Genomic DNA, 24,823 nt, shown 5'->3' with positions numbered 1-24,823 from the left:
AGTGCCCGCACGTCCACAATGGCTGAATCGCAGCCTCCGCTGTGCACACAGCGTGCTGCCAGTCATCCCGAACGGAACGGCAGAGGGGCGCGGACATGAACGACCAAACGGAAGCGGCGGAGGCGGACCGGGCTCTCAAGCAGAAGCAGCGGGCCATGTGGGCGTCCGGGGATTACCCGGCCCTGGCGGATGAGCTATTACTGGAACTTGGCGCCATCCTGGTGGAAGCCTGCGGAATCACGTCCCGCCACCGCGTACTGGACGTGGCGGCAGGCTCCGGCAATGCCGCCATTCCGGCGGCGATGATGGGCGCCAAAGTCGTGGCCAGTGACCTCACCCCCGAGCTGTTCGAGGCTGGCCGCCGGGAGGCGGCGAACAGGGGAGTGAGCCTGGACTGGCAGGAGGCCGACGCCGAGGCGCTGCCGTTCGGGGACGCCGAGTTCGATGTGGTGATGTCATGCCTGGGCGTCATGTTCGCGCCCAACCACCAGAAAGCCGCCGACCAGCTGGTCCGTGTCTGCAAACCCGGCGGGACCATCGGACTGCTGGGCTGGACGCCGGAAGGATTCATCGGCCGGATGTTCGCCACCATGAAACCCTTCGCGCCGCCGCCCCCGCCCGGCGCGCAGCCCGCGCCCCTCTGGGGCACCGAGGACTACATCAGGGAGCTGCTGGGCGGCAGCATCACCGATGCCAAGGCCCGCAAGCAGACCCTCGCAGTGCGCAGCTTCCACCAGCCGGCCGACTTCGTCCGCTACTTCAAGTCCCACTACGGCCCCACCATCTCGGTCTACAAGTTCATCGGAGAGGACCCGGACAAGGTCAAGGCACTGGATGCCGCGCTCACGGAACTGGCCGACTCCTTCGGCGACGCCCACGGCGACACCCCCTTCCAGATGGAATGGGAGTACCTCCTGTTCACGGCGAAGAAGGCGCAGTGATGGCGGGCGGCCATGTAGCCACCTCGACCGTCACCATCGACGCTCCTGCCAGTCGGGTCTGGGACGTCATCACCGAACCTGCCGCCATCAAGGAGTTCATGTTCGGCGCCGACGTGGTCACCGACTGGACCGTGGGCGGGCCCATCGTGTGGCGCGGCCGGTGGGAGGGCAGGGACTACGAGGACAAAGGCTTCATCCTGGAAGTGGAACCCGGGCAGCGGCTGGTCCACACCCACTACAGCCCGCTCAGCGGCGACGCGGACATCCCGGAGAACTACCACACCCTTACCTGGACCCTCGAGGCGCTGGACCAGGGACCCGGCTCACGCTTGCCCAGGACAACAACGCCACGGAAGAGGCAGCCGCACACTCAAAGGGCATGTGGGACAAGCTGGTAGGCGACGTGAAGGCGATCGCCGAGCGCGGCTGACCGCCGTCCCCGCCAGGCGGGCAGGCGCGTTAACCAAACGGCCGCCGTCGGACTTTCCCAAAGGGAAGGCCCGACGGCGGCCGCCGGTTCAGTGCTTGAAAGCAGCGTGTCTGCTACTCGGCGTCGTGGTCCGTTTCCAGGATCTGGACCAGGCGCTCCAGCGCAACGTCGGCGCCGTCGCCCTCGGCGCGGAGGACCACCTTGTCGCCGTGGGAGGCGCCCAGGCTCATGAGCGACAGGATGCTGGCCGCGTCCATGGCCTCGTCGGCGGGCTCGCCTTCCTTGGCGATGGTGATGTCAAGGTCGAACTCTCCGGCAGCCTCGGCGAAAATCGCGGCAGGGCGGGCGTGCAGGCCCACGCGGCTGGCGACGGTTGCGGTGCGTTCTGGCATTGTTGCTCCTTTGTCTTGCGGCTTGCTGTGTTGCTGTGCCGGGGTAGTAGTGGGTGGACCGGATCAGACCGTTGCTGGAACGGTTTCCACCGTAGCAGTGGACTTGGGGGCTGCCCAGCGCTTCAGCGCGATGACGGCCAGTGCACTGACGATGGCTCCGGCGATGATCGAGACCACGAACATCAGGACGTTGCCGATCGCGAAGAACACGAAGATGCCGCCGTGCGGGGCCTGCGAGGTGACGTTGAAGGCCATGGTCAGCGCGCCGGTGAGGGCGCCGCCCAGCATGCTGGCGGGAATGACGCGCAGCGGGTCGGCAGCGGCGAACGGGATGGCGCCTTCGGAGATGAAGGAGGCACCCAGCAGCCAGGCGGCCTTGCCGTTTTCACGCTCGGCCAGGGAGAAAAGCTTCTTGTCCAGAACGGTGGCCAGGGCCATTGCCAGCGGCGGAACCATGCCTGCAGCCATGACGGTGGCCATGATCTGCCACGGCGCCTGGTTGTCTGCGCTGCCGGCGCTCAGGCCGGCGACGGCGAAGGCGTACGCCACCTTGTTCACGGGGCCGCCGAGGTCGAAGCACATCATGAGGCCCAGGATGATTCCGAGGACGACGGCGGACGCGCCGGTCATGCCGGACAGCCAGCCATTGAGGGCGGTGGTGAGTCCGGCGATGGGGCCGCCGAGCACCAGGAACATCAGGCCGGAAGCCACGATGGAGGCGAGCAGCGGGATGATGACCACGGGCATCAGGCCGCGCAGCCAGCGGGCCACCTGCCAGGTGCCGATCAGGTGCGCGATGTAGCCGGCCAGCAGGCCGCCGACGATGCCGCCCAGGAAGCCGGCGCCCATGAAGCCTGCCACTGCGCCTGCGACGAAGCCGGGGGCGATGCCGGGCCGGTCGGCGATGGCGTAGGCGATGTAGCCGGCCAATGCGGGCACCAGGAAGTTCATGGACAGGGCGCCGATCTTGAAGAACACGGCGCCCAGGTAGGCGGCGAGCCCGCCCTCGGGGAGGTTGCCGAAGCTGTTCTCCAGGACCACCTTGTCCGCAACATCGGTGATGTCGTAGCCGCCCAGCAGGAAGCCAAGGGCGATCAGGAGGCCGCCGCCGGCAACGAACGGGATCATGTAGCTGACGCCGGTGAGCAGGGCCCTCTTCAGCTTCTGGCCGATGTGCTCACCCTTTTCGGCCTCGGCACGCTCGGCCTGCTCTTCGGCGCCGAAGTGCGGAACGCGGCGGGCGTGCGGATCGGTGGCCGCTGCGAGTGCTTCCTGGACCATCTTGGCCGGCTCGTCGATGCCGCGCTTGACCGGGGCGTTGATGACGGGCTTGCCGGCGAAGCGCTCCTTGCCGCGCACGTCAACGTCCACCGCGAAGATCACGGCGTCGGCGGCAGCAATTACGGCCGGGTCCAGCGGCTTGGCGCCGGAGGAACCCTGGGTCTCCACCTGCAGGTCCACGCCGGCTTCCTGCGCGGCGGCCACCAGGGAATCGGCGGCCATGTAGGTGTGGGCGATGCCGGTGGGGCAGGCGGTGACGGCAACAGGCGCTTGGGTCCGGAGGCAGCGGCCGGCGAGGCGGCACCTGTGGCAGTGGACCCGGCAGCAGCGGCACCCGCGGCGCCGGCACCGGCTGCAGCCGCTCCGGCCGTCGCGGCGCCGACGGGGGCAGCGGCGGCCTGGGCTGCCGGCTTGTCAGCCAGGGCGCCGTCCACCAGCTCCACGATCTCCTGCTGGCTGGTGGCGTTGCGGAGGGCTGCCGTGAAGTCCTTCTTGATGAGGGACCGGGCCAGCTTGGAGAGCAGCTTCAGGTGCTCCTGGTCCGCGCCGTCCGGGGCGGCGATGAAGAAGATCAGGTCCGCCGGGCCGTCCTTGGCGCCGAAGTCCACCTTCGGGTTGAGGCGGGCCATGGCCAGGGTGGGTTCGGTGACCGCGGCCGAGCGGCAGTGCGGGATGGCAATGCCGCCGGGGATACCGGTCGCGGTCTTCTGTTCGCGGGCGAAGGCGTCGGCGAAGAGGCCTTCAACCTCGGTTGCGCGTCCGGCGGCAGCTACCTTGCCTGCCAGGTGCCGGATCACCGACTCGGGCGCGTTGCCCAGGTTCTGGTCGAGCTCGACCAGTTCAGTGGTGATGAGCTGAGTCACTGTCAATCCTTTCGAAGGGCCGTGATGGTTACGGCATCCGGGGTTGTTTGGTGGACTGCCGGAACCGTTGAACCGGGCAGGGAGGCGGCAGCGGCACCGTGGGCCACAGCCTGACGAAGGCAATCGGCCGGGGACGCACCCTGGCCGTGGGCGAGCAGATAGCCGGCCAGCGCGGAATCACCCGCGCCCACCGTACTGACCGCGGAGACCGGCGGATGCGTGGCCAGCCACGCGCCGTCGGCCGTTACCAGGACAGCTCCCTTGGAACCGAGAGTTGCCAGCACAGCACCCACACCCGCTCGAACGACGGCGGCAGCGGCTGCCGCTGCGGCCGCCGGGTCCGCTTCCAGTTCGTCAGCGGTGGCCGGGGCAAAGCCGGCCGCGGTGGCCAGCTCTGCCAATTCTTCGGCGTTGGGCTTGAGGAGGTCCGGCATGCCGGCCGCGCCGCCGGTGAGGGCTGCGGCGAGTGGCTGGCCGGACGAGTCGACGGCGATCAGCGGCGTCCGTTCCGGAGACGCGCCGTCGGCGGATGAACGCAGGCGTTGGGCCGCCGTCGCGTAAAAATCAGCCGGGAAGCCCGGCGGCAGGGAACCGGCCAGGACCACCCAGCTGGCACCGCGGGACGTCTCCAGGAGCAGCTTGAGCAGGGCCTCCTGCTGGTTTGCATCCAGGATGGGGCCGGGCTCGTTGATCTTGGTGGTCACGCCGCCGGGCTCGGTCAGGGCAACGTTGGTGCGCAGCGGCTCGTCGATGGGCAGCGAGGCGAACGGCACGGCGCTCTCACGGAGGCCGGCAAGGACGGGATCGCTGTCCGCACCCGGGAGCACAGCCATCGATTCGAGGCCGGAGGCCACCAGGGCGCGGGAAACGTTGACGCCCTTGCCCCCCGACTCCTGGCTGACGGAGACGGCGCGCTGCACTTCGCCGCGTTCCAGCGGGCCGGGCAGGGCCACGGTGCGGTCCAGGCTGGGGTTGGCGGTGAAGGTGACGATCATGCGATCACCACGTCTACGCCGGCTTCTTCCAGTGCGGCTGCCAGTTCAGGTCCGGGTTCGCTGTCTGTAATCAAGGTGTCCAGGTCTTTCAGGGAGGCGAACTGGACCAGGGTTTCCGTGTCCAGCTTTGAGGAATCGGCCAGCACCACAATGCGGCGTGCCGAATGGACGAAGGCTGCCTTGACGGCGGCTTCTTCAGGATCGGGAGTGCTGAGGCCAAAATCCGCGTGGATGCCGTTGGTGCCCACGAAGGCGATGTCCGGGCGGATTCTTGCCGCGGCGTCGACGGTGGCCTGGCCCACGGCCACCTGGGTGATGCCGCGCACCCGGCCGCCCAGGATCTGCAGCGCTATGCCGGGGACGTTGGAGAGTTTGGCCGCGATGGGGACGGCGTGGGTGATGGCCACGAGTTCGGGCCGGGGTTCTGCTGAATCGGTTGGCTCGGCAGCGGGGCGGCGGGAAAGCATGTCCGCCAGGACTTCGGTGGTGGTGCCGCCGTCGAGCAGGACGCTGGCGGCCTTATTGCGGGGGATGAGGGCCAGGGCGGCCTCTGCGATCCTGATTTTCTGGTCGGGCCGCTGGATGGCGCGCTCGGTGATGCTTTCCTCGGTGGTGCTGAATCGGTCTGCCGCCACGGCGCCGCCATGGACGCGGCGTACTGTGCCTGCGGTCTCAAGGGTGGCCAGGTCCCGGCGGACGGTTTCGGTAGTGATGCGGAAGCGCTCGGCCAGGTGGGTCACGCTGACCCGGCCGCTGCCGGCAACAAGCTCGGCAATCTTTTGCTGGCGCTCCTCGGCGAACACATACCCTCCGTTGCGTAGGTTGCTGGTGCTGGGATTTTCGGTGCCGCTGCCCTGGGCTTCCGAAGCCTGGGGTGACTGGCATCACATGATGTTGGGTTACTTGACTTTATCTTTGCTTCTGTTGGTTTGTCAATGGAAACCAACATGAAACAAAATGCCGCCCTTCCACTCGAGAGTTGCCGCCCTCCCGGTCAACGCTCCAAGGGGAAAGCCGGGCCGGACCATGACGGTCCGGCCCGGCTTTCCGGGAGTGAAGGGCACTCGGTGCCCGGACATTTCCTGCTGTTTGCGCTTCCGCTGGGCTAAAGCCCGCCGTCCCGGCTTTCGTTGCGGGTGATGCGCTCGCCGGTGTTCGGATCCACCACCGAGCGGGTCTCACTGACGCGCCGGCTGCGGCCCGGGGGGGCGAGGATGAGGGAGGCAATCAGCCCGATAACGCCCACGGCCATCAGGATGTAGCCGATGAGCACCTGGTCCACGAAGGGGATGAGGCCGGGGGCTACCGCCCAGGCCAGGATGGCGCCGAGGGCGATAAGGAAAATGGAGGATCCGATTCTCATGTCTTGCTCCTTCTGGTCGAGGATGGGCGTTGGCTTAGCCCGCGACAGATGCTAAGCATGCTGTCAGTTAATTCGAACGCTACAGCCCGGCGGGACCCTGATCAACGGTTTGGGGGCCGCTGCGCGTCTCATCTGTGTAACGGCTGGCTAGGCTGGTGCGATGGAAACGGTTGTGTGGTCCAAGCCCGAGGACCAGCGGGCAGGCACGCCTTTGCTGGTGATGATGCACGGCTACGGCACGGACGAGTCCCGCATGGTCCGGCTCTTCGACTACCTTCCCCCCGAATTCACCTGCGCCGCCCTTCGCGCGCCCATGCCGATTGGCGACCATTACGGCTGGTTCCTGCTGGACTATTTCCTGGTCAACGACTTCGCCGATGTCATCTCCGCCACCAATGCCGTTCACGGGTGGGTCAATGCCGTCAGGGGCCAGCACACGAGCGTCAGCCTGATGGGGTACTCGCAGGGCATGGCCATGGCGAGTACGCTGCTGCGGCTGCACCCGCAGGCCTATGCGTCGGTGGTGGGACTGTCCGGCTTCGTCCTGAACAATGAACTGCTCGCCCTGACAGACTCCTTCGACCCAAAGCCGCCCTTCTTCTGGGGCCGCGACAAGGCGGACCTGGTGATCAACGACGACGCCACCGCCTATACCGCTGACTGGCTTGAGAAGAACACCCTCCTGACCAGCCGGACGTATCCCGGAATGGGGCATGCGATGTCAAAGGCCGAGATGGTGGATGTCAGCGCCTTCCTCCGCCACTACATCCTCCGCTGAGCGCGGAAACCCGGCGTTCAGCCCTGCGAATTCCGTCACATCCAGGCTGGCGCCAGCAGTTGCAAAAAAAACAGTTGCCAGCCAAATTTGTAAGCGCTTACACTCGTCTACGGCCCTTAGTGTGGCCTTGAACTGGGCGGACAAGGAGGCGAAGGACATGCAGGCAGCAAGCCGGGGCGATGCGCCGGTGCCGTCCCGGCCCGGGCGGGCACCCCACGGCAGCATGAGGCTGAAAGTTTCCGTTCCGCCAAGTTGTCCTTCACTGGCAACGGGCACATGATGGAAGACGTATCTGGACCAGCAGGGACCTGCGCGCCGCAGCAATTTTCGCCGGCAGCCGCCTGTGCTGGTCATCCGGGCGCCGAAGCCACCTCCCCCACACTCCGTCTTCACGGCTGCCTGCCGTCTGAAAGGACAAACCGCCCATGACTGCATTGCCTGCAACAGAGACTGCCGCCTGGACCGGCGCTTCTGCCATCCTGTTCGACCTGGACGGCGTGCTGACCCCCACGGCCACCGTGCACGAACAGGCCTGGCAGGAACTGTTTGAAGGCTACCTCGCCTCACAGCCGGAGGTGGCGGGCTACCGCGAAAGCGACTACTTCGACCACATCGACGGCAAGCCGCGCTTCGACGGCGTCCGCGACTTCCTGGCCTCGCGGGGCATCGTGCTTCCCGAAGGTCCCTGGACGATGATCCTGCAAACTCCACCGTCCAGGGCCTGGGCAACCGGAAGAACCGCATCTTCAACGACATCGTCAGCGGCGGCGTCGAACCGTTCGAGGGCTCGGTGCGCTTCCTCCAGGCCGCGCTGGAACGCGGGCTGAAGGTCGCCGTCGTCTCTTCCTCCCGCAACGCGCCGGCGGTCCTGGAAGCCGCCGGGCTTAGCCACCACTTCGCCGTGGTGGTGGACGGCGTGCTGGCTGCCAAGGAGGGCCTGCCTGGCAAACCCAGCCCCGCCACCTACGAATACGCTGCCCGGCTGCTGGGCCTCCCCACCGAGGAATGCGTCGTGGTGGAGGACGCCGTATCCGGGGTCCAGGCGGGCCAGGCAGGAGCGTTCCACTCGGTCATCGGTGTGGACCGCGGCGCCGGCCGGCAGACCCTCCTCGACGCCGGGGCAACGCTGGTGGTCCAGGACCTGCAGGAACTGGTTCCCTAGCCACTGGCGGCAGGACGGCAGCTGTTCCCCGCAGCAGCCATCCAGGCGCCGCACCCCCTTCGAATAACATCTGCCGGCACAGCCGGCAGCTCAGTAACGCCAAAAGGACCCCAACACCATGGCACTCATCACCGCGGACCGCGAGCGGTTCCCGAATAACCCCTGGCAGCTCGTCGAAGCCCGCCACGAGCCGGGCGACGCCGGTACCCTGGAGACGCTTTTTGCGCTCGGCAACGGGCACCTGGGAATCCGCGGCGCGCACTGGGCCGCCGCGGACGCCGAGCTGCCGGGCAGCTTCATCAACGGGCTGCACGAAATCTGGGACATCAAGCACGCCGAAAACGCCTTCGGCTTCGCCCGGACGGGCCAGCGCATCCTGTACATCCCGGATGCCAACAACTTCACGGTAGTTGTTGACGGAGAGGCCCTCAGCCTCGCCGAATCCGAGGTGGTCGACTACCGGCGGACCCTCGACTTCGCCACCGGCGTGTACGAGTGCCGGATCACATGGCAGTGCCGCTCCGGCGCCACCGTGACCACCACCGAACGCCGGGCAGTGGGCTTCGCGTCCCGCGGCAGCCTGGGCATCTCCCTCTCCGTCGCCACGGACCAGGATGTGTCACTGGACGTGACCTCCTCCGTCATCAACCGGCAGGACCAGCCGGTCGAGGACCACTCCGTCCATGATCCGCGCCGCGCGGGCCGCCACGCGGGGCGCGTGCTGCTGCCGCTGCGGCTCGACGGCGGCGACGGATCGCTCCGGCTCGCCTGGGAAGCCGCGGAATCCAAGCAACGCGTGGGCATCGCCGTGGACCACTGGACCTCCACCGGCTACCAGCCGTTCGAGACCGTGGTGGACCAGGATGACAGCACCGTCAGGTATGTCCTGGCGGTGAGCCCGGACCAGCCGTTCACCCTGGAGAAGAGCGTCAGCTACGCCGCGGGCGCCGCGGTCCAGGACCCCGCCGCAGATGCTGCCGACGCGGCTGAAGCGGGGCTGCGGCCGGTCCAGGACATCTTTGCCGAAAGCGAAGACCACTACCGCCGCTACTGGGCCACCTCGGACATCGTGGTGGACGGCGGCACCCCGCAGCTGCAGCAGGCCATCCGCTGGAACCTGTTCCAGCTGGCCCAGGCAACCGCGCGGGCAGGCGTGGCCGGCATCCCGGCCAAGGGCGTGACCGGTTCCGGTTACGAGGGCCACTACTTCTGGGACCAAGAGGTGTACCTCCTGCCGTACATGACGTACACCAACCCCGAGGGCGCCCGGCAGGTCCTGAATTCCGGCACGGCATGCTGCCTGAGGCGAAGATCCGGGCCAAGGAACTCAGCGTGGACGGGGCGCTGTTCCCATGGCGCACCATCAACGGGCTGGAAGCCAGCGCCTACTACGCCGCGGGCACCGCCCAGTTCCACATCGCGGCCGCTATCGCCTTCGCCACCAACCGTTACCTGTGGGCCACGGGCGACACCGCGTTCCGCGACGGGATGGGCGCCGAGTTGCTGATCGAGACCGCCCGCATGTGGATCTCACTGGGCTTCTTCGGCAAGGACGGGCTCTTCCACATCCACGGCGTCACCGGCCCGGACGAGTACACGGCAGTGGTCAACGACAACCTGTACACCAACGTCATGGCCCGTTTCAATCTGCGGGCCGCTGCCGCCCTGGAGCACGCCGGCATCACCCAGGAGGAACGCCAGCTCTGGGAGGCCGCCGCCGACCTGATGCAGCTGCCGTTCGATGACCGGATGCAGGTGCACTCCCAGGACAACGACTTCATGACCCTTGAGGCCTGGGACTGGACCACGCCGCGGTCCAAGTACCCGCTGCTGCTGCACTTCCACCCGCTGGTGATCTACCGCCACCAGGTCCTCAAGCAGGCGGACACGGTCCTGGCCATGTTCCTCCAGTGGCAGGACTTCACGGCCGAGGAAAAGCAGCGCGCCTTCGACTTCTACGATCCCATCACCACCGGCGATTCCACCCTGTCCGCCTGCGTGCAGGGGATCATGGCGGCCGAGGTGGGCTACTCCAAGGAGGCCCTGGAGCACTTCACGAACGCCGTGTTCATCGACCTGGACGACACCCACGGGAACACGATCGACGGCGTCCACATCGCCTCCACCGGTGGGGTGTGGAGCTCGCTCGTGTGCGGCTTTGCCGGCCTGCGGGACCAGGGTCCCGCGCCGTACTTCGATCCGCGGCTGCCGGCCGAATGGAACGCGCTGACCTTCCACCTCAAGATCCGTGGCCGCCTGCTGCTGGTCCAGCTCACGGCCGGCTCCATCACGCTCAGCGTCCAGGAAGGCGAACCGCTGGAGGTGGACGTCCGCGGGCAGGTGCAAACCGTCGGCGACGATCCCGTCCGGGTAGCCCTGGATCCGGTCACCGAGCCGGAGCCCACCGTCTTCCCGAGCGGCCTTCCCACGGCAAGCATCCCGGTAGTGCGGGGCAAGAGCTGACGTCCGACGGCGGGAGGAGGCGGCGGCCGGACGGCCGCCTTAGTCTCCTGCCGCCGTCGAGCGTTCCACTTCCGGTTCCCGGTCCAGGGGGTGGGTGAGTTCGTCGGCCTGCATCCTGGCGACGGCAAAAGCGATGACCGCCATGACGGGGCAGACGCCGCCGGCCACCAGGAAGATCAGCCAGATGGGCAGCACCTCCGCGGCCGGGCCGGCCAGGGCCATGGACACCGGCATCAGCGCCAGCGAGACGAAGAAATCGAGGCTGGAGACCCGGCCCAGCAGGTGCGGCGGAACCCGCCGCTGGAGCAGCGTTCCCCAGATGACCATGCCCACGCTGCCGGTCACGCCCCACACGAACAGGGCTGCCGCGATGACCCAGAAGTTGTCCATGAGCCCGACGGCGGCCAGCGGCATGCTGCCGGTTCCCCAGGACACCATCATCACCGTGAGGTAGCGCCTGGGCAGCCGGAGCGAGGCGGTGACGAGGGAACCCAGCGCCGCGCCGACACCCATGATGGCCAGCAGGAAGCCGAACATGCTGGAATCGCCGCCCAGCTGGTCGCGCACCACGAACGGAAGCAGCACCTCGATGGGGCCGATCAGGAAGAGCACCGAGATGCATGCCCAGATCAGGGTCCACAGCAGCCACGGCGTCCGCAGCGTGTAGCCGACGCCCTCGCGCAGGTCATGGAAGAAGGACTGTTTCCGTTGCGCCCCATCGGGATGCCCGCCGGGGTGCCCCGCCAGGGTATGGCGGGCCAGGAAGTTCAGCACGATGAAGGCCAGCAGGTGGCACATGGCCACGCCCGTCACCGCGTGCGACGGCGAGAGCGCGGCCACCAGGATGCCAGCGACGGCGGGGCCCGCCGCCTGCTGGAGGACCGGGCGCATGGTGCCTTCCATGCCGTTGGCAGCCAGCAGGTCCTCGGCAGGCAGGATGCGCGGCAGGATGGCCGAATAGGCCGGGAAGAAGAAGGCGGCACCGACGCCGAGGACGAACGCGCCTGCAGCGACATGCCACAGCTGCAGCCAGCCCGTCATCGCCAGTCCGCTGATGGCGGCGATGACTGCCAGGTTGGCGCCCTCGACGGCGATGATCAGCTGGCGCTGCGGGATCCGGTCGGCTGCGATGCCGCCGGCCAGAACGAAGGCCACCAACCCGACGCTTCCGGCGGCCGCCACCAGGGAGAGCTCGAGGGGCCCGCCGCCGAGCTGGATCACCTGGTAGACCATGGCCACGGCCCACATCCCGGACCCGAAGATCGAGATGGCCAGCGCCGCGATCAGTACCCGGTACTCACGGTGGGCAAAGGGGCGCAGGGCTTTCGGGGCGGGCATAAGCCCAGTTTAAGCCCGCCCTTGCCGGCCTGGTGCCCCAACCTGCACCAGGCAGGCGCTTATCCCGCGAGGAGGCTGGCGGCTTCCTGGCGGGTGGTGCCGGAGTCCTGGATGCCGTCGGCGATGTGGGCGAGTTCGGCGGGGATGTCGCGGCCTTTTTTTGCGCATGGCGGTGGCCCAGAGCCTGCCGGCGCGGTAGGAGGAGCGGACCAGGGGGCCGGACATGACGCCGAGGAAGCCGATTTCTTCGGCTTCGTGCTGGAGGTCCAGGAATTCCTGGGGCTTGACCCAGCGGTCCACGGGCAGGTGCCGTTCGGAGGGGCGCAGGTACTGGGTGATGGTGATCAGGTCGCAGCCGGCCTGGTGGAGGTCGCGGAGGGCTTCGCTGATTTCTTCGCGGGTTTCGCCCATGCCCAGGATGAGGTTGGATTTGGTGACCATGCCCTGGTTCCGGCCTTGGGTGATGACGTCCAGGGAGCGTTCGTAGCGGAACGCGGGGCGGATGCGCTTGAAGATCCTGGGCACGGTTTCGACGTTGTGGGCGAAGACTTCGGGTTTGGAGTCGCAGATCGCGGTGATGTGCCCGGGGTTGCCGGAGAAGTCGGGGATGAGCAGTTCGACGCCGGTGCCGGGGTTCAGTTCGTGGATTTTGCGGACGGTTTCGGCGTAGAGCCAGACGCCTTCGTCTTCGAGGTCGTCGCGGGCGACGCCGGTGACGGTGGCGTAGCGGAGTTGCATGGACTGGACGGAGCGGGCCACCTTGGTGGGTTCGAAGCGGTCCAGGGGTGAGGGTTTGCCGGTGTCGATCTGGCAGAAGTCGCAGCGGCGGGTGCATTCGGAGCCGCCGATGAGGAAGGTGGCTTCCTTGTCTTCCCAGCATTCGAAGATGTTGGGGCAGCCGGCTTCCTCGCAGACCGTGTGCAGGCCTTCTTTTTTGACGAGGTTCTTCAGTCCGACGAACTCCGGGCCCATCTGGACCTTGGCCTTGATCCACTCGGGCTTGCGCTCCACCGGGACGACCGCGTTGCGCTGCTCGATCCGCAGCATCTTCCGGCCTTCGGGTGCCAGTGTCATGGTGTTGTTTCCTTTGTTGGGGTTCAGCATTCGACGACGTTGACGGCGAGGCCGCCCATGGCGGTTTCTTTGTATTTGTCGCTCATGTCCTTGCCGGTTTCGCGCATGGTGATGATGACTTCGTCGAGGGAGACGCGGTGGGTGCCGTCGCCCCAGAGCGCCATTTTCGCGGCGTTGATCGCTTTCGCGGCAGCGATCGCGTTCCGTTCGATGCAGGGCACCTGGACCAGCCCGCCGATCGGGTCACAGGTCAGGCCCAGGTTGTGTTCCATCGCGATCTCCGCGGCGTTTTCCACCTGCGCCGGGGACCCGCCCATCACCTCGGCCAGGCCCGCCGCGGCCATCGACGACGCCGACCCGACCTCGCCCTGGCAGCCGACCTCCGCCCCGGAAATCGAGGCCTGTTCCTTGTACAGCACCCCCACCGCGCCCGCGGCCAGCAAAAACCTGACCACCACACCGTCCCGGTCCTGCCGGGTGGCTTTGTCCATGCCCGGCGCGAAATGCAGCGCGTAGAACAGCACCGCCGGGATAATCCCGGCCGCCCCGTTCGTCGGCGCCGTGACCACCCTGCCGCCGGTCGCGTTCTCCTCGTTCACCGCCAGCGCCACCAGGTTCACCCACTCCTGCCAGTACCTGGGATCGAACGGGCCCGCGTCCCACGCAGCATCCCGGTCCTGGCTGTCGCCGCCGGGGTTTGCGCTTTCCTTCTTGAGTCGTTCGTACCAGTCCGGGGCGCGGCGGCGCACGTTCAACCCGCCCGGCAACACCCCGGACCGCTTCAGCGACGTGGCCACGCAGTTCTCCATCACGGACCAGATCTGCAACAGCCCGGCCCGGATCTCCTCCCCGGTCCGGGAGGCTTTCTCGTTGACCAGCATCACATCGGCGATGCCCAGCCCGGTGTCCCGGCAGTGCGCCAACAGTTCCGCAGCGGTCCGGAACGGCAACGGCAGTTCCTGCTTGGAGGCCTCAAGTTCCTGCTGCGCGGCGTCCTCTTCGCCTTCCCGGACGATGAACCCGCCACCGACCGAGAAGAACGTCGCCGCATGCAGCACCTCCCCGGCCGCGTCCGTGACCGTAAACGTCATCCCGTTCGTGTGCCGCGGCAGCACCGTCAACGGCCGCAGGACCATGTCCTTCACCCCGTACGGCAACGGCACACCCTGCCCGCCGGCCCCGGCGAGGTTCAACACCCCGGTCTCCGCAATCGAGGCCAGCCGCTCCTCCACCTCACCGGGCAGGATCAACTCCGGATGGAACCCCTCCAACCCCAGCAGGATGGCCGTCATCGTCCCGTGCCCGTGCCCCGTCGCCGCCAGCGACCCATACAAATCAACCCGCAACCCCGCCACGGACCCAGCCCGCCCGAAGCCTTCAGCTCCTCCGCGAACACCGCAGCAGCCCGCATCGGCCCCACAGTGTGAGAACTTGAGGGACCAATGCCAATAGAGAAAAGGTCGAATACGCCGACTGCCATGAGGGGATTCCTTACTGGAGATGTGAAAGGGGTTTCGACGGGCTCAACCACCGGTGGTTGAGCCCGTCGAAACCGGGTTCAGGACAGTGGTGCCACGTCCGGGTAGAGCGGATGCGCCGACGCCAGGACCTCGACGCGGTGACGCAGCCCCGAAAGGTCCGCGTCGGCGTCGGCCGTCAAAGCCGCGGCGATGATGTCCGCGACCTCGCGGAAGGCGTCCCCGCCGAAGCCGCGGGTGGCCAGTGCGGGGGTGCCGATGCGCAGGCCGGAGGTGACCATCGGCGGGCGGGGGTCGAAGGGGACGGCGTTGCGGTTGACGGTGATGTCGATCGCGGCGAGCCGGTCTTCGGCCTGCTGGCCGTCGAGTTCGCAGTTCCGCAGGTCCACGAGGACCAGGTGCACGTCGGTGCCGCCGGAAACCACGGTGATGCCCTTGGCGGCAACGTCGGGCTGGACCAGGCGCTCGGCGAGGATCCGGGCGCCGGCGAGGACGCGCTCCTGGCGCTCCTTGAACTCGGAGGACGCGGCGATCTTGAACGCCACGGCCTTGCCGGCGATGACGTGCTCCAGCGGCCCGCCCTGCTGGCCCGGGAACACAGCCGAGTTGATCTTCTTGGCGATGTCGGCGTCGTTGCTGAGGATGATCCCGCCGCGCGGACCGGCGAGGGTCTTGTGCGTGGTGGACGTGGTGACGTGTGCGTGCGGCACGGGGGAGGGGTGCAGCCCGGCGGCGACCAGCCCGGCAAAGTGGGCCATGTCCACCATGAGGTAGGCGCCCACGGAATCGGCGATGCGGCGGAACTCGGCGAAGTCCAGCTGCCGGGCGTACGCGGACCAGCCGGCCACGATCAGCGCCGGCTTGGTTTCCTGGGCCAGGCGCTCCACTTCGGCCATGTCCACGGTGTGGGTGTCCTCGCGGACGCCGTACGGCACCACGTTGTAGAGCTTGCCGGAGAAGTTGATCTTCATCCCGTGCGTCAGGTGGCCGCCGTGGGCCAGGTTCAGGCCCATGATGGTGTCGCCGGGCTTGATCAGCGCGTGCATCACCGAGGCGTTCGCCTGCGCGCCGGAGTGCGGCTGCACATTGGCGAAGTCCGCGCCGAACAGGGCCTTGATCCGGTCGATGGCGAGCTGCTCGATGACGTCCACGTGCTCGCAGCCGCCGTAGTAACGCTTGCCCGGGTAGCCCTCGGCGTACTTGTTGGTGAGCACGGAGCCCTGTGCCTGCATGACGGCGACGGCGGTGTGGTTCTCCGAGGCGATCATCTCCAGGCCGTCGCGCTGGCGGCCCAGTTCGTCGTCGATCTTGGCCGCGATCTCCGGGTCCAGGGCGGACAGGTCCGCATTCAGGCTGGGGGAGGCCACCTGTTCGAACGCGCCCACTTCTGCCGGGGCGCTCACAGCTCGCCGCCGTTTGCTGCCGCGTACTCTTCGGCGGACATAAGCGGGCCTTCCTCGGTGACGGCGACCTTGAAGAGCCAGCCTGCGCCGTAGGGGTCGGTGTTGATCAGCGCTGGGTCGGAGACCACGCCGTCATTGATTTCGGTGACCTCACCGGTCACCGGGGCGTACAGGTCGGATACGGACTTGGTGGATTCCACCTCGCCGCAGGTTTCGCCGGCGGTCACGGTGGAGCCGACCTCGGGCAGGTCCACGTAGACGATGTCGCCCAGGGCATCGGCGGCGACGGCGGAGATGCCGATTCCGGCAGGCCCGGATCCGTCAGCAGCCACCCATTCGTGCTCGGCGGAGTACTTCAGTTCAGCAACAACTTTGCTCATTATTTTCGGTCTTTCTGTTGGTGTAGGGGTTTCGACGGGCTCAACCACCGGGACGGTGATCGAGCCTGTCGAGATCCAGGCCTGGTTACTTGTTGCGCTTGTAGAAGGGGAGTTCGACGACTTCGAAGCGCTCGGGCTTGCCGCGGAGGTCGATGTCCAGGACGGTTCCGGGGGCGGAGTGTTCGACGGCGACATAGGCCATGGCCACCGGGTAGCCGAGGGTGGGGCTCGGCTGGCCGGAGGTCACCTCGCCTACCAGGGTGCCGTCCTGCAGGACCGGGTAGTGCGCGCGGGCTGCACGGCGTCCGGTGCCTTTGAGGCCCACGAGCTTTTGGCCCACGGTGGAGCCGACGCCTGCGGCCTTGATGGCAGCCAGCGCCTCCTTGCCCACGAAGTCGCTTTCCTTGGCAAGGGAAACCACCGGACCGAGTCCCGCAGCGTAGGCGTTGACGTGGCGCGAGAGTTCGTTGCCGTAGAGGGGCATCCCGGCTTCGAGGCGGAGTGAGTCGCGGGCGGCAAGGCCTGCGGGGATCAGCCCGTGTTCTTCGCCGGCAGCGAGCAGTGCCTCCCAGAGCGCGGGTGCGTCCACGTTGGGAATGTAGATTTCGAAGCCGTCCTCGCCGGTGTAGCCGGTGCGGGCAATCAGCAGGTCCTGGACAGAGCCGTTGACCGCGACGCCGGCCTCCACGGCAGCGTAGTACTTCAGCTCAGTGACCAGGGCGTGCTGGTCGGCCGGGACGAGTTCCAGCAGGATGGCCTGGGCTGCCGGGCCCTGCACGGCAATCAGCGAGGTTTCCGCTGAAGCGTCCTCCACGACCACGTCGAAGCCCGCGGCCCGGTCACGCAGTGCCGCGGCAACCACGGTGGCGTTGCCAGCGTTGGGGACCACCAGGTAGCGGTCATCTGCTCGGCGGTAGGAGATCAGGTCATCGATGATGCCGCCGTCGGCGTCGCAGATCAGCGAGTACTTGGCCTTGCCCACGGCCACGGCGGACAGCTTCCCCGCAAGGGCGTAGTCCAGGAATGCTGCGGCTTGGGGGCCGGTGACCCAGACTTCGCCCATGTGGGAGAGGTCGAACAGCCCCGCGCTCTTGCGGACCGCGTGGTGTTCGGCCAGCTCGGAGTTGTATTTGAGGGGCATCTGCCAGCCGCCGAAGTCGGTGAAGGACGCGCCGGCTTTCTTGTGCTGCTCGTAGAGAGCGGTGTAGTTCTCGGTCATGGGGATCCTTTCGGGCCGGAGGTTGAGCTTGTCGAAACCCGGGTTTCGACAGGCTCAACCACCGAAATCAGTTTTCGAACTCGGAGAGCGGCGGGCAGGAGCAGATGAGGTTGCGGTCGCCTGCGGCGCCGTCGATCCGGCCGACGGGCGGGAAGTACTTGTCCTGCCGGAGGTGGTGGACCGGGAACGCGGCCTGCTCACGCGGGTAGGCACGGTCCCAGTCGGAGGACACGACGGCGGCTGCCGTGTGCGGTGCCCGGCGCAGCGGGGAATCGGCCACGGCGAAGTCACCGGCGGCCACCTGGTCGATTTCCTTGCGGATGGTGATCATCGCCTCGATGAACCGGTCGATCTCGGCCAGGTCCTCGGACTCGGTGGGTTCCACCATCAGCGTCCCGGCCACGGGGAAGGACAGGGTGGGGGCGTGGAAGCCGAAGTCGATGAGCCGCTTGGCCACATCCTCCGCGGTGACCCCCGTCTTCGCGGTGAGCTCGCGCAGGTCCAGGATGCACTCGTGCGCCACGAGCCCGCCCTCGCCGGTGTAGAGCACGGGGAAGTACTCGTTCAGCCGGGACGCCACATAGTTCGCCGCCAGCAGCGCCGACTTGGTGGCCTCGGTCAGGCCCTGCCCGCCCATCAGCTTCACATACGCCCACGAAATGGGGAGGACACCGGCAGAGCCAAAGCGTGACGCCGAGATGGCAACGCCGTGGCCTTCCTCATGAGCGGCCTTATTGGCATCACCGGGCATAAACGGCGCCAGGTGCGCCTTCGCTGCGACGGGTCCGACGCCGGGTCCGCCGCCGCCGTGCGGGATGCAGAATGTCTTGTGCAGGTTCAGGTGCGAGACGTCCCCGCCGAACTTGCCCGGCTGCGCCAGGCCCACCAGGGCGTTCAGGTTCGCGCCGTCGATGTACACCTGCCCGCCCGCGGCGTGCACGGCATCGCAGACCTCACGGACATCCCCGTCGTACACCCCGTGCGTGGACGGGTAGGTGATCATGATCGCCGACAGGGCATCCTTATGCGCCTCGATCTTCGCGTACAGGTCAGCATGGTCGATCGTGCCGTCGGCCGCCGTGGCCACCACGACGACCTTCATCCCGGCCAGCACCGCCGACGCGGCGTTGGTGCCGTGCGCGGAGGCAGGGATCAGGCACACGTTGCGCTGACCCTCACCACGGGAGCGGTGGTAGCCGCGGATCGCCAGCAGGCCCGCGAGCTCGCCCTGCGACCCCGCGTTGGGCTGGATGGACACCTGGTCATACCCGGTGATCTCGGCCAAATCAGCCTCCAGGCCCGTGATCAGCTCACGCCAGCCCTCGGTCTGCGAATCCGGGGCGAACGGATGGATCGAGGCGAACTCCGGCCACGAAATGGCTTCCATCTCGGCCGTAGCGTTCAGCTTCATCGTGCAGGAACCCAGCGGGATCATGGTGCGGTCCAACGCCAGGTCCCGGTCGGACAGCTTCCGGATATACCGCAGCAGCTGGGTCTCCGACCGGTGCGTGTTGAACACCGGATGCTGCAGGAAGTCCGAAGTGCGGAGCACGGCTGCGGGCAGCTCGAAGCCCTGCGCGTCCCCGACGGGACCGGCGCCGAAGGCGACGGCAACGGCGGACAGCGTTGCCGCCGTCGTCGTCTCATCGATGGAGACACCCACGGTGTCCTCGTCGATGAAGCGGAGGTTGATGCCCCGGGCCTCTGCGGCGGTCAGGACCTTGCGGGCCTTGCCCGGCACGCGGACGGTGAGGGTGTCAAAGAACGAATCGGTGACGAGTTCCCGGCCCACGGCCGCCAGCGCTGTGGCGAGGATCCGGGCGTTGTGGTTGACCCGCTCGGCGATGGCCTTCAGCCCGTCCGGGCCGTGGTAGACGGCGTAGAAGGACGACACGATGGCCAGCAGCGCCTGGGCGGTGCAGATGTTGGACGTGGCCTTCTCGCGGCGGATGTGCTGTTCGCGGGTCTGCAGGGCCAGACGGTAGGCGGGGGCGCCGGCGTCGTCCTTGGAGACACCGACGATGCGGCCGGGAAGCGTGCGTTCCATGCCGGTCCGGATCGCCATGTACGCGGCGTGCGGGCCGCCAAAGAACAGCGGGACGCCGAAACGCTGGGTGGAGCCGACGGCGATATCCGCACCCTGCTCACCGGGAGGGGTGATCAGGGTCAGGGCCAGCAGGTCGGCGGCAACCGTGACAAGTGCGCCGCGCTCCTTGGCCGCCGAGATGGCCGCGGACTGGTCCCAGACCCGGCCGGACACGCCGGGCTGCTGGAGGACGATGCCGTTGATGGCGCCGTCGGGAAGGCCCTTGGAAAGATCGGCGACCTCCACGTCGAAGCCCAGGGCCTCGGCCCGGCCCTGCACGATGGCGATGGTCTGTGGCAGGCAGTCGGCGTCCAGCACCGTCTTGCCGTCCTTGGCGTCCTTGTTTTTGTTGGCCCTGCGCATCAGCAGGACGGCCTCGGCAACCGCGGTGGCCTCGTCCAGCAGCGACGCGTTTGCGACCGGAAGGGCGGTCAAGTCCTGGACCATGGTCTGGAAGTTCAGGAGGGCCTCAAGCCGGCCCTGCGAAATCTCGGGCTGGTACGGGGTGTAGGCGGTGTACCAGGCCGGGGATTCCAGGATGTTGCGGCGGATCACCGGGGGTGTCACGGTGTCGTAGTAGCCCTGCCCGATCATCTGGACAGCAGTCTTGTTCCTGGCGGCGAGCCTGCGCAGTTCGGCAAGGACCTCCACCTCGCTGAGGGCCCCGCCAAGCCGGAGCGCGTGCTCCTGGCGGATGGCTCCCGGAACGGCAACGTCCACGAGCCCGTCCACGCTGTCGTAGCCGATGGCCTTGAGCATGGTGTCGACGTCGGCCTGGCGGCGCGCGCCGATATGGCGGTCGGCAAAGGCCGATGGGTTGGATTGAATCGTCATGAGGAACTCCAGGTCTGGCCGGCCACGAATGGCACGGCATGGATGGGTTCCTCCCCGCTCTGTATTGGACCTGAGAGATTCCGAGGACACCTGCTCTTGGCAGGGCACTCTTGCACCGTCGGTGAGTCCGGCAGGAAACCGGACTGCTTTCCAGAGTCGCCTCGCCGTGACGGTACATGGGCCTGAGAGATTCCTGGGGAGGATTTGCTCCTACGGCGCCTGTCCGGTGGTGGTCCGGGAGGGCTCTCCCGTCACAGCTCGAAAGGCAGTATTCAAATGTGGGTGATTCGGCTCACAAGATACACGCTGTTGCTGGCCGCTGGCAAATCGGGGCGCGGCAGCACCGTTGCAAAGGCGGTTCGGGCGGCGGGCCACGGCGCAGAAGTTAAGCATGCTTAGTGTTGATCCACTTAGGATGGAGGAGCACGGCAGCCTTCCCGCTGCAGGTCGATTTGAATGAGGTGACCATGGCCAGGCGCAGCAATCCCGCAGTACGAATCGCACAGGAAACCGCCCACAACGCGGTGTTCGACGCCGAGGGCAATCCCAAGCCCGGTGTCCACAACATGCTGCTGAAGGCGGTGGAAATCCAGCGTCCGTTCGTGGTGGCCTATGTCCGGCGGCTGCAGAAGAGGCATCCGCGTGCCACCGCCGCCCAGCTGGCCGACATCCTGGAGCGCGACTACCTGCGCGCCGTCACCGGCGGCGGGGCGGTGGTGGGTGCCACCGCCGCGGTGCCCGGTGTGGGGACGGTGGCGTCGCTGGGGCTTTCCGCTGCAGCCACTGTCGGATTCCTGGAAGCCACAGCCCTGTATGCCACCTCGCTGGCCGAACTCCACGGCATCCGGCTGACCAACCCGGAGAAGGCCAGCACCATGGTTATGGCCATCATGCTGGGTGAGGAGGGGACCGCACTCCTCAGCACACTGAGCGGCCAGGTGGCAGGCCGTGAAATGAACCCACCAGGGCCTGGGGCAGCGTGCTGTCCAAATCGTTGCCGATGCCGGGCTTCAGCAGCATCCGGAACCGGATCCAGAAGGCCTTCCTCAAGAACCTGCTTAAGCGCCAGGGCACGGCGCTGTTCGGCCGGGCCCTGCCCTTCGGGATCGGGGCGGTGGTCGGCGGAGCGGGTAACCTCATGATGGGCCGCGCCGTGGTTTCGAACGCCAAGGAAGCGTTCGGCCCGATGCCGGACACCATCCCCGGGGAGCTGACGGCAGCCGCAGCTCCTGACAAGCAGACGCTGGAAGGCAACACCTTTGGATCTCAACGCTGACCTCGGCGAATCATTCGGCTCCTGGAAGATGGGGGACGACGCTGCGATGTTCCAGCTGGTGACCAGCGCCAACGTAGCCTGCGGGTTCCACGCCGGCGACCCCATCACCATGCTGGACAGCTGCCGGGCAGCCTACGAGCTCGACGTCACTGTCGGTGCGCACGTGGGGTACCGGGACCTGGCAGGCTTCGGCAGGCGTTCGCTGGATGCCAGCTTCGATGAGCTGTTCGGCGATGTGCTGTACCAGCTGGGGGCGCTCGACGGTGTTGCGCACGCCGTGGGTGCCTCCGTGGACTACGTGAAGCCCCACGGGGCGCTCTACAACCGGCTGGTGCACGACGCCGGGCAGGCGGAGGCCGTGGTGGCAGCCGTCAGCGCCTACGATCCCGGGCTGCCCATCCTGGGGCTGCCGGGTTCGGAACTGCTGAAGCAGGCGCGGGAGGCCGGGCACCCGGTGTTCGTCGAAGCCTTCGCTGACCGCGCCTACCAGGCAGACGGAACGTTGGTCCCGCGCTCGCAGGAAGGCGCCGTCCTGCAGGACGTCGATGCTGTGGTGGAGCGGGCGGTCCGGATGGCCACCAAGGGCGAAGTGGTGGCCGTGGACGGCACAGTGGTGCAGGTCCGGCCCGATTCGCTGTGCATCCACGGCGATACCCCGGGCGCCGTGGAGATGGCCGCGGGAGTGCGGGCAGGCCTGGTTGCTGCCGGCGTTGAACTGGAGTCGTTCGCCTAAGCGGCACTAGGCGGCAGGCCTCCGCCGGCAGCGGCGCTCAGCCGAAGACGAGTTGCGCCGCCGTGAAGATCGCCAGCCCGGCCAGTGACCCCACCACCGTGCCGTTGATCCGGATGAACTGCAGGTCCTTGCCCACCTGGAGCTCGATTTTCTGCGACGTTTCCTCGGCGTCCCAGCGCGCCACGGTGTCGGTGATGACCCCGGCGATATCCGAGCGGTAGGTCCGCACCAGGTATCCGGCGGCGTCGCCGATCCAGGCGGATTGACCTTGCCGTCGAGTTCAGGATCGTTGACCAGCCGGGATCCGAAGTCCCGGACCGCGGCCTTGAACTTGATGGTCAGGTCGCTGTCCGGATCGTCCACGGCACCCAGCAGGGCGTTCTTCACCGTTCCCCAGGTCCGGGAGGCGAGTTCGCGGACCTCGGGGTCCCCAGGACCTGGGCCTTGATGTCTTCGGCGCGCGCGATCATGGCCGGATCGTGCTGCAGGTCCTGGGCGAGGTCGTTCAGGTACTTGTCGATCTGCTGGCGCACCTGGTGGTTCGGGTCCGCCTGCACGGCCCGGACGAACTTCAGGATTTCGACGTACACCTTGTCGCCCACCAGGCCGTCCACGAACTGCGGCACCCAGGTGGGGGAGCGGTCCGAAACAAGCCGGGTCACGGTTTCGTGGTTGTCGTCCACCCAGTCCGCTGCCCGGTCCACGAGCAGGTCAACGAGCTTGTGGTGGTGTCCGTCGTGGAAGATCCGCTCAGCCATCCTGCCCACCGGAGGTCCCCACGGCGGAGCCAGCAGGTGCTTGCGCACCATGCCCTCGATGACCGCCTGGACGTCGTCGTCGTTCAGGACCTTGAACGCGCCGCGGATGAGCGCCGCGCCTTCCTTGGCCACCCGGTTGGCACCGGCAGGCGTGGCGAGCCATTCGCCGGCCCGGCGGGCGATGTTGACGCTGGCCAGCTTCTCCTGGACCACCTGTTCGGACAGGAAGTTGGTCTCCACGAATTCGCCCAGCGAAGCGCCGATCTGGTCCTTCCGCCGCGGAATGATTGCGGTGTGCGGGATCTTGATGCCCATCGGGTACTTGAACAGCGCCGTCACGGCGAACCAGTCCGCCAGGGCTCCCACCATGCCGCCCTCCGCGGCCGCCCGCACGTACTGCAGCCAGGGGTACTCGTCCTGCAGCGCAAAGGCGACGACAAAAACCACGGCCATGGCGACCAGCAGGCCCAGGGCCACCAGCTTCATTTTCCGCAGCGCTGCCGCCTTTTCGGCATCGCCCGGGCTGAGGTGATGGACGACGGCGGCACGCGCCCTGGGGCGGCCTTTCGCCTGAGGCGGGGGCCCGGTGAGTGCTTCCTGGGTAGTTGGCTCAGAGTTCACCTGCATGTGCCAAGCCTAGCCCCGCAGTTCGGTCCGGGTCGGCTACCGTGTCTGCATGACGATTGAGGAGCCACTGCCGCAGCGGCCGCTGGTTTTTGCGCACCGCGGCGCGAGCGCCGCTTTCGCCGAACATACCCGGGCCGCCTACCTGCAGGCACTGGCGGACGGTGCCGACGGCGTTGAGTGCGATGTCCACCTCACCCGCGACCAGCATGTGGTCCTGCTGCATGACGCCAACCTGGACCGCACCTCGGACGGCACGGGGCCGGTGGCCGAGCGGACACTGCGTGAACTGCGGCACCTCGATTTCTCGTCGTGGAAGGGCGTGCGGATCCCGGAGGCGTACGGGGCCCGGTCGGCGCAGTTCCTCACCCTGCCCGAACTGTTGGACATCCTCCGGGGAGCCGGGCGGCCGGTCAGGCTCGCCATCGAACTGAAGCATCCAAGCCCCTACCAGCTGAAGCTGGAGGACAGGGTCCTGGAGCTGCTGCGCCGGGAAGGCTGGGACCCTGCCGGCTCCACCGTGGACAACGTGGCGGTGACCTTCATGAGCTTCAGCCCGGACTCCGTCCGGCACCTGCTCCGGTCCGTCCCCGCCCAATACATCTGCCAGCTGGTGGATGACATCAACATCCACGAAATCCGCGGCGGGCTTGGCCTGGGCCCCATCACCGGCGGGGCCATCGCCAACCTGATGAAAGCCACGCAGCTGGAAGGCGAGCGGATCCTGGACGGCCGTGTGGCAGGGTTGGCTGGGCCGGGCATCGATTATGTCCGCGGGCATCCGGCAACCATTAAGCGCTGGCTGGCTTCCTGCCGGCGGTTCCGCGTCTGGACGGTGGACTCCCCGGAGGATGTGGCCCTCTGCCAGGAACTCGGGATCCACGAACTCACCACCAATGTGCCCGCCCGGGTCCTGAGCCAGCTCCAGCTGGCCTCGCCGCAGGGACGGTAG

General features: G+C 67.5%; 14 protein-coding genes, 7 pseudogenes and 1 riboswitch. Of the genes and pseudogenes, 8 read left to right on the top strand and 13 right to left on the bottom strand.

From position 1 onward, the window contains the following. Nucleotides 1-95: 95 nt before the first annotated feature. Complete coding sequence (locus tag ACPEE0_RS17875; protein ID WP_354176609.1) at nucleotides 96-941, top strand: class I SAM-dependent methyltransferase; 846 nt, start codon at nucleotides 96-98, stop codon at nucleotides 939-941. Beyond that, nucleotides 941-1,339, top strand: a complete 399-nt coding sequence (locus ACPEE0_RS17870) for an SRPBCC family protein (RefSeq protein ID WP_424574973.1) — start codon at nucleotides 941-943, stop codon at nucleotides 1,337-1,339. The genes ACPEE0_RS17875 and ACPEE0_RS17870 overlap by 1 nt, the downstream gene beginning before the upstream one ends. 145 nt (nucleotides 1,340-1,484) lie before the next feature. Here ACPEE0_RS17870 and ACPEE0_RS17865 read toward each other — a convergent pair whose 3' ends face one another. The 5 genes and pseudogenes from ACPEE0_RS17865 to ACPEE0_RS17845 form a co-directional block, all read right to left on the bottom strand. Continuing rightward, nucleotides 1,485-1,763, bottom strand: a complete 279-nt coding sequence (locus tag ACPEE0_RS17865; RefSeq protein WP_009359677.1) for an HPr family phosphocarrier protein — start codon at nucleotides 1,761-1,763, stop codon at nucleotides 1,485-1,487. Between the two features lie 63 nt (nucleotides 1,764-1,826). Next, a pseudogene (locus ACPEE0_RS17860) lies at nucleotides 1,827-3,907 on the bottom strand (PTS fructose transporter subunit IIABC). A gap of 2 nt (nucleotides 3,908-3,909) precedes the next feature. Then, nucleotides 3,910-4,902 carry a 1-phosphofructokinase family hexose kinase gene (locus ACPEE0_RS17855; RefSeq protein WP_009359612.1) on the bottom strand — a complete coding sequence of 331 codons (993 nt, stop codon included), beginning with the start codon at nucleotides 4,900-4,902 and terminating at the stop codon, nucleotides 3,910-3,912. Next, complete coding sequence (locus ACPEE0_RS17850) at nucleotides 4,899-5,705, bottom strand: DeoR/GlpR family DNA-binding transcription regulator (protein ID WP_133349337.1); 807 nt, start codon at nucleotides 5,703-5,705, stop codon at nucleotides 4,899-4,901. Before ACPEE0_RS17850 ends, ACPEE0_RS17855 begins: the two co-directional genes overlap by 4 nt. A 302-nt stretch (nucleotides 5,706-6,007) precedes the next feature. After that, nucleotides 6,008-6,265 carry a DUF6458 family protein gene (locus tag ACPEE0_RS17845; RefSeq protein ID WP_009359610.1) on the bottom strand — a complete coding sequence of 86 codons (258 nt, stop codon included), beginning with the start codon at nucleotides 6,263-6,265 and terminating at the stop codon, nucleotides 6,008-6,010. Between the two features lie 160 nt (nucleotides 6,266-6,425). Between ACPEE0_RS17845 and ACPEE0_RS17840 the strand changes: the two genes are divergently transcribed. The 3 genes and pseudogenes from ACPEE0_RS17840 (at nucleotide 6,426) to ACPEE0_RS17830 (ending at nucleotide 10,668) form a co-directional block, all read left to right on the top strand. Continuing rightward, entirely contained in the window at nucleotides 6,426-7,043 is a 618-nt protein-coding gene (locus ACPEE0_RS17840) for an alpha/beta hydrolase (RefSeq protein ID WP_009359609.1), read from the top strand. A 425-nt stretch (nucleotides 7,044-7,468) separates the two neighbouring features. After that, nucleotides 7,469-8,205 (top strand): annotated as a pseudogene (locus ACPEE0_RS17835) (HAD family hydrolase). Between the two features lie 118 nt (nucleotides 8,206-8,323). Further along, nucleotides 8,324-10,668: pseudogene (locus ACPEE0_RS17830) on the top strand (glycoside hydrolase family 65 protein). Nucleotides 10,669-10,707: 39 nt separating this feature from the next. Here ACPEE0_RS17830 and ACPEE0_RS17825 read toward each other — a convergent pair. The 7 genes and pseudogenes from ACPEE0_RS17825 to gcvP all read right to left on the bottom strand — a co-directional run bounded on the left by ACPEE0_RS17825 (nucleotide 10,708) and on the right by gcvP (nucleotide 20,480). After that, nucleotides 10,708-12,006: an MFS transporter gene (locus ACPEE0_RS17825; RefSeq protein ID WP_407708847.1), complete on the bottom strand. Its 1,299-nt coding sequence runs from the start codon at nucleotides 12,004-12,006 to the stop codon at nucleotides 10,708-10,710. Between the two features lie 59 nt (nucleotides 12,007-12,065). After that, a pseudogene (gene lipA, locus ACPEE0_RS17820) lies at nucleotides 12,066-13,080 on the bottom strand (lipoyl synthase). 23 nt (nucleotides 13,081-13,103) lie between these two features. Next, a pseudogene (locus ACPEE0_RS17815) lies at nucleotides 13,104-14,560 on the bottom strand (L-serine ammonia-lyase). Nucleotides 14,561-14,638: 78 nt separating this feature from the next. Further along, nucleotides 14,639-15,961, bottom strand: coding sequence for a serine hydroxymethyltransferase (gene glyA, locus ACPEE0_RS17810; protein ID WP_009359670.1), 1,323 nt, complete (start codon nucleotides 15,959-15,961; stop codon nucleotides 14,639-14,641). Further along, nucleotides 15,958-16,341: a glycine cleavage system protein GcvH gene (gene gcvH / locus ACPEE0_RS17805; RefSeq protein WP_009359669.1), complete on the bottom strand. Its 384-nt coding sequence runs from the start codon at nucleotides 16,339-16,341 to the stop codon at nucleotides 15,958-15,960. The genes glyA and gcvH overlap by 4 nt, the downstream gene beginning before the upstream one ends. Before the next feature lie 85 nt (nucleotides 16,342-16,426). Beyond that, on the bottom strand, nucleotides 16,427-17,560 hold the full coding sequence (gcvT, locus tag ACPEE0_RS17800; protein ID WP_354176598.1) for a glycine cleavage system aminomethyltransferase GcvT: 1,134 nt from the start codon (nucleotides 17,558-17,560) through the stop codon (nucleotides 16,427-16,429). 67 nt (nucleotides 17,561-17,627) lie between these two features. Next, nucleotides 17,628-20,480 carry an aminomethyl-transferring glycine dehydrogenase gene (gene gcvP / locus ACPEE0_RS17795; RefSeq protein ID WP_424574972.1) on the bottom strand — a complete coding sequence of 951 codons (2,853 nt, stop codon included), beginning with the start codon at nucleotides 20,478-20,480 and terminating at the stop codon, nucleotides 17,628-17,630. Between the two features lie 160 nt (nucleotides 20,481-20,640). Then, nucleotides 20,641-20,741: riboswitch (glycine riboswitch) on the bottom strand. Between the two features lie 206 nt (nucleotides 20,742-20,947). Between gcvP and ACPEE0_RS17790 the strand changes: the two are divergent. Next, a pseudogene (locus ACPEE0_RS17790) lies at nucleotides 20,948-21,756 on the top strand (hypothetical protein). Continuing rightward, the gene (locus tag ACPEE0_RS17785; RefSeq protein WP_424574971.1) at nucleotides 21,740-22,489 is read left to right on the top strand and encodes a LamB/YcsF family protein; all 750 of its coding nucleotides are present in this window, start codon (nucleotides 21,740-21,742) and stop codon (nucleotides 22,487-22,489) included. Before ACPEE0_RS17790 ends, ACPEE0_RS17785 begins: the two are co-directional and overlap by 17 nt. Nucleotides 22,490-22,526: 37 nt before the next feature. Here ACPEE0_RS17785 and ACPEE0_RS17780 read toward each other — a convergent pair. Further along, a pseudogene (locus ACPEE0_RS17780) lies at nucleotides 22,527-23,874 on the bottom strand (DUF445 domain-containing protein). A 49-nt stretch (nucleotides 23,875-23,923) separates the two neighbouring features. On the opposite strand from ACPEE0_RS17780, the gene ACPEE0_RS17775 reads away from it, so the two are divergent. Continuing rightward, nucleotides 23,924-24,823: a glycerophosphodiester phosphodiesterase gene (locus ACPEE0_RS17775; protein WP_424574970.1), complete on the top strand. Its 900-nt coding sequence runs from the start codon at nucleotides 23,924-23,926 to the stop codon at nucleotides 24,821-24,823.

Origin of the sequence: Arthrobacter sp. SD76, assembly GCF_049726125.1 — a bacterium.
Lineage (GTDB): Bacteria > Actinomycetota > Actinomycetes > Actinomycetales > Micrococcaceae > Arthrobacter > Arthrobacter nitrophenolicus.
The sequence above is the reverse complement of the archived record's forward strand: the minus strand, read 5'-3'. Positions and strand labels throughout refer to the sequence as shown.